This window comes from Stenotrophomonas sp. PS02289, assembly GCF_029960115.1.
Lineage (GTDB): Bacteria > Pseudomonadota > Gammaproteobacteria > Xanthomonadales > Xanthomonadaceae > Stenotrophomonas.
The window spans coordinates 1-5,371 of the sequence record NZ_JASCOZ010000229.1 but is presented as its reverse complement, the minus strand read 5'-3'; the positions used below and the strand labels follow the sequence as shown (position 1 = coordinate 5,371).

The 5,371-nt window shown below is 64.5% G+C and carries 2 protein-coding genes; both read right to left on the bottom strand.

Annotated features, from left to right (window positions below):
* Window positions 1-436: 436 nt before the first annotated feature.
* A complete protein-coding gene (locus QMX83_RS19860; protein ID WP_282298368.1) occupies window positions 437-3,358 on the bottom strand; it encodes a TonB-dependent receptor in 2,922 nt (973 codons plus the stop codon).
* 356 nt (window positions 3,359-3,714) lie between these two features.
* Window positions 3,715-5,241: an exopolyphosphatase gene (gene ppx / locus QMX83_RS19855; RefSeq protein WP_282298367.1), complete on the bottom strand. Its 1,527-nt coding sequence runs from the start codon at window positions 5,239-5,241 to the stop codon at window positions 3,715-3,717.
* Between the last annotated feature and the right edge of the window lie 130 nt (window positions 5,242-5,371).

Sequence of the window (5,371 nt, the reverse complement as noted above, 5' to 3'; positions counted from 1 at the left end):
GGTGGGGGGTACGGGACACGCCTTAAATCTCCCGTTAGGCTCGGGCGGCACATCCATGTGCCTTCACGGTCCCGTACCCCCCACCCGCCGACCCCTCGATACATGGTCGGTGGCCATGGGAAATGCCACAGCTACGTGCTTTTGATCTTCGATGGCCACCGACCCACTGTCGATGGCGGATCGGGGTGGGCTGGAGGGGGCGTGAGCCGCATGGATGCGGCGATCGAGGCTACAGGGACGTACTTGCGCCGTCCCCCGGAACGCCCATCCCGATCCGCCAACCCAGAGAAACGATGACCACCGGCTGTTCGCCAAGAACCAACAGCAGCCGGGCAACGCCCGGCGATCCGTACGTCATGTAACCCCGCAATCAACTAGACGAAAAAAACCACGGCCCCGAAGGGCCGTGGTTGTCAGGCAGTTACAGCGCGGTGGATCAGAAGCGCTGCTGGTACTTCATGTACACGAAGCGACCGATGTCGTAGCCGCCGTAGTACGAGAAGGCCGAGTTCGGCTTGCTGTACATCACCGGACCGTACTTTTCGAACACGTTGTTGGCACCGACCGACACGGTGGCTTCCCACGGCAGGTTGTAGCGGAACTGCACGTCGTGGAAGGTCACCGCACCACGCTCGTTGTAGTTGCGCGCACCGCGGTACCACGGCGCATACTGGCCCGGATCGGAGCACTCATCCGGATACAGCGACACGTTGGCGCACTGTTCCTTCACGCCCGAGTAGTAACGCGCGGTCCAGCTGGCACCGAAGTTGCCCTTTTCGTAGCCCAGCACCAGGTTCGAACGGACGCGGAAGGCGCTGCCGATCCCGTTGGTCACGATCGGCACGATCGAGCTGTCGTTCGAGGTGCGGTAGGTCGCGCTCGACACGTAGGTGGTTGCCGAGTTCACCAGGAACTTGCCGAAGCCGGTTTCCAGACGGTAGCTCAGGTCCAGGTCGTAACCTTCGGTTTCCATGAAGCCCGCGTTGCGGTTGCCGAACTTCAGGTTGGTCACGATGCCGGTGACCGGATCACGCTGGAAGCGCGAGCAGCGAGCATCGATGCCGGCTTCGTAGCAGTCCTGCAGGATCTGGGTCGGCGTATCGGCAATGATGGTGTTGTCGATGCGGATCTTCCACCAGTCCAGCGAGGCGTTGAAGCCCTGGATGAAGCTCGGGCTCCAGACCAGGCCCAGCGTCTTGCTGGTCGAGGTTTCCGGGGTCAGGTCCGGGTTCGATCCGGAGGTGAACGGCACCGGCGTTGCGTCGGTGGCCACGGTCACCGGCGTGCCGCCCTGGCGCAGCTGACGGAAGGTCGCTGCGTTGGCGATGTCACGCGAGCAGCGTGCACGCACTTCGGCGCTGGTGCGCGACGAACCGAACACGGTGTCGCACGGATCGCTGAACTGCGCGAAGGTTTCCGAACCGCCACCGAACAGATCGCTGATGGTCGGAGCGCGGAAGCCTTCTGCCCAGGTACCACGGACCAGCAGCGATTCGATCGGCTTCCACTTGAAACCGAACTTGCTGTTGAGCGTGTTGCCGAAGGTGTCGTAGTCCGAGAAGCGGGTTGCGCCGTTGAAGCTCAGTTCCTTCGCGCCCGGCAGGTCAGCCAGCACCGGCACGTTCACTTCCAGGTAGGCTTCATTGACGGTGTAGTCGCCGCCGGTCGGGCCAGCGGCCAGGTTGGTGGTGGCACCGGTCTGGGCCAGCGCGTCGGGCGTGTACTTGCCTTCTTCCTTGCGGCTTTCCACGCCGAAGGCGAAGCCCAGGTCGCCGCCCGGCAGGGCCACGATGCTGCCCGCGATGTTGGCGAAGAAGTTCTTCGAGGTGGTCCGGCCCTTGGTGACTTCTTCCGGGAACAGCCATGCCTGCAGTTCTTCATTGCCGTACAGGCCATCAGCGGCGGTGGTGCCGTACGGAACCAGCGGGTTCCACGGCTTGCACACGTCGTAGCTGATCGGTGCAGCGGCGGTACCGCACTGCACCTTGCCGGTGGCAGCGTTGTAGAACGACGGACCCACGCCGCCAGCGACGCGCGCCTTGTGCAGGTTGCCGGTCGCGACCGACTCCAGCTCGTTGCGGTTGTACTGGTAGCCCACGTCCCAGTTGAAGTAACGGTCGCCAATGTCGAACGAACCATCGAACGACGCCACCGCACGGTAGGTCTTCAGTTCGCTGGTGGTGACGCGCGGCACTTCCCAGGTACGACGGTTCCAGGCCACCGCGGTCGGGGTGGCGTAACCGTGCTGGTTGCCGAACGGGTTGAAGTAGCTGTTCACCGACATCGAACCGACGCCAGCGGTGCTCGACTGCAGCGGGTAGCCGGCGATCTGGCGGCTGGACTCACGCTGGTTGTAGCCCAGTTCGGTGCGGAAGTTGATGCTGTCGGTGATCGCGAAGCGACCGTCGAAGTACACCGAGTCACGCTTGACCGGGTACATCACGTGCATCTGGTCGTTGGCGTTGCTGACGTCACCGGTGAACGGGGTGGTATTGGTGATGTGGTAGTTGCCCGGCAGGGTCGGGTCGCTACCACGGTTGAGCGAGTAGCCGCAGCCCGCAGTGGCGGTGCAGCCCGGGCCGCGCACGCCGGTCATCTGGCCATACTGGCTGATGGTGGTCCAGTTGCTGGAATCGTTCGGGTGACGGTCGGTCATGCCGTACTGGCTGAACCAGCGGTCACGCGCCCACACGCCCTTTTCTTCAGCATGCTCGGCCGACAGGGTCAGCGAGATGCGGTCGTTGCTCCAGCCGGTGACCACGTCGAAGCGCGAACGCTCGCCGTCGCCCTGGCTGTACTGGCCGTGGTAGACGTTGGCGGTGGTGCCGCTGACGTTGCTGCGGGTGATGATGTTGACCACGCCGGCCATGGCGTCGGAGCCGTAGATGGCCGACGCGCCGTCCTTCAGCACTTCAATGCGTTCCACGGCCGACACCGGCAGGGTGGAGACGTCCTGGTAGCCGGAGGTGCTGATGCCCAGGCGCTTGCCGTTGACCAGCACCAGGGTGCGCTGGGTGCCCAGGTTGCGCATGTCGATGTAGGTACCACCGGCGTTTTCACCCGCGGTCAGCGCGTTGGCGCGGCTGATGGTCGGGCTGCCCATGGCGGTGACGTTCTGCAGGATGTCGGCAACCGAGCTGAAGCCCTGCTTTTCGATGTCGGTGCGGCTGATCGCAAACACCGGCTGTGCGGTTTCAACGTCGACCTGGCGGATGCGCGAACCGGTGATCTCGATGCGATCCAGGTTGGTGGTGTTCGGCGTTTCCTGTGCGAAGGCCGGGGCGGCCACCAGGCCGGCGGTACCGGCAACCAGGGCGTAGCGGATGGCCTGCCCCAGTACGTTGGTGCGTGAATTCATGAAGGCTCTCTCTCTCGTTTCGATCTGGATCAAAAGAGGTGACGGGGATCCCAAGTTCCCCGCCGCCCCGAAAAACCAGCCGCCAAGTGAGGCTGGTGTCTCGATCATTGTCCGGTCGTTAAGCCGTTGTAAAGGCCTTGTTCACTCTTTTTCATTAAGAGGTAACAAATGAGAGAAATTGTCTGGAATTTCAACGCGTTGTAATAATTGCGTGAATTTGGCTGCCTGTCCAGATGTATCGAAATGTGTCTTTGTGATGCGTTGCAACATGAACATTGCGCAAACGGCCAATGAAAAACCCGGCCAGGGGCCGGGTTTTCGCAGGTGAACGGATTGCAGTCCGGCAGTGGGCGGCGCTATGCGACGAACGGCTTGAACTGGATGCCCAGACCCGCCATGCCCTCGGCTTCGCCGAGCAGGTCGGCCCGCAGCAGCGGGCGGGCGTCGATGAATGCCTGCGGCAGGATCAGGGCCAGCCGGTTGTCGTCGGCGGTCAGCTCCAGCGTCGGCAGCGGGGTGTCTTCATGGGCGCGGTTGAGCAGCACGGCCAGGCGCAGCAGCGCGGTCATGCGCCGCGCCGGCAGCAGGAGGCGCTCGGGCAGGGCATCGAAGGCGGTCTTGGACACGTTGCGGCGGTGGCTGCGCACCATGGCCGCCAGCAGCTGCTGTTCCTGCCGTGAGAAGCCGGCGATGTCCGAATTCTCCAGCACATAGCTGCCATGCACGTGGTAACCGCTGTGCGCGATCATCAGCCCCAGTTCGTGCAGGCGCGCGGCCCAGCCGAGCATGCGCGCATCGTCGGCGTCCAGCTTCCAGCGGTTGTCCACCTGTGCCAGCAGGTCCAGGGCGGTGCTTTCGACCCGGGCGGCCTGTGCGGTGTCGATGCCGTAGCGCAGGGTCAGCGCGTCGACCGATTCGTCGCGCAGGTCGTTTTCGCTGGCGCGACCCAGGATGTCGTACAGGATGCCTTCGCGCATGGCGGCCTTGCTGACCAGCAGCTTCTGCAGCCCCAGCGCCTGGAAGGCCGCCTCCAGCACCAGGATGCCGCCGGCGATGATCGGACGCCGCTCGGCCGACAGGCCCGGCAGGTTGATGTCCTCGATCTTCTTGGCTTTCAGCAGCTCATCGCGCAGCTGCGGCAGCGCCTCGGCGGTGATCGCGCCCTTGCTCAGCTTCATGCTGGCGCAGATCTCGCTGATCGCCTTGTGCGTGCCCGACGAACCCAGCGCTTCATGCCAGCCCAGCGCGCGGTACTTGGTCGCGAACTGCTGGAACTCCGCGCCGATCTCGGTCAGCGCATCCTTCCAGCGTCGCTTGCTCAGCTTGCCGCCCGGGAAGAAGCGCCGGGTACTGGCAATGCAGCCGGCCTGCAGGCTTTCGCGCTCCAGCGTCTGCATGCCCTGGCCGATGATGAATTCAGTGGAGCCGCCGCCGATGTCGATCACCAGCCGGCGCTGGTCCGCCTTGGGCGGCTGCGCATGGGCCACGCCGAGATAGATCAGGCGAGCTTCTTCGCGTCCGCTGACCACTTCAATGGCATAGCCCAATGCGGTTTCGGCGGGCATCAGGAATGCCTGCGGGGAGCGCAGCTGGCGCACCGTATTGGTGGCCAGTGCCCGCACCCGGGTGGCCGGGATGCCGCGCAGGCGCTGCCCGAAACGGGCAAGGCATTCCAGCGCGCGCTGGCGCGCTTCGGCAGACAGGCCGCCTTTGCCATCCAGCCCGTCGGCCATGCGCACGGTCTCGCGCAGGCGGTCGACCACGCGCAGCTGCCCGAGGGTGTAGCGCGCGATGATCATGTGGAAACTGTTGGAGCCCAGATCAATGGCGGCGAGCAGGTCGCCATCCTGCAGGGCGGGCGGGGTCGTGGAGGTATGCGGCATGGCGGAATGGTAGCCGAAGCGGGGGGGCGCTCGTCACCGCACGGTCTTCACATGGGGGAGTGCGGCGATTGGTCGCAATGTGTGCAATCGGTAGCGCCGGCCGTTGGCCGGCCCTCAGCACCGCCTGGGC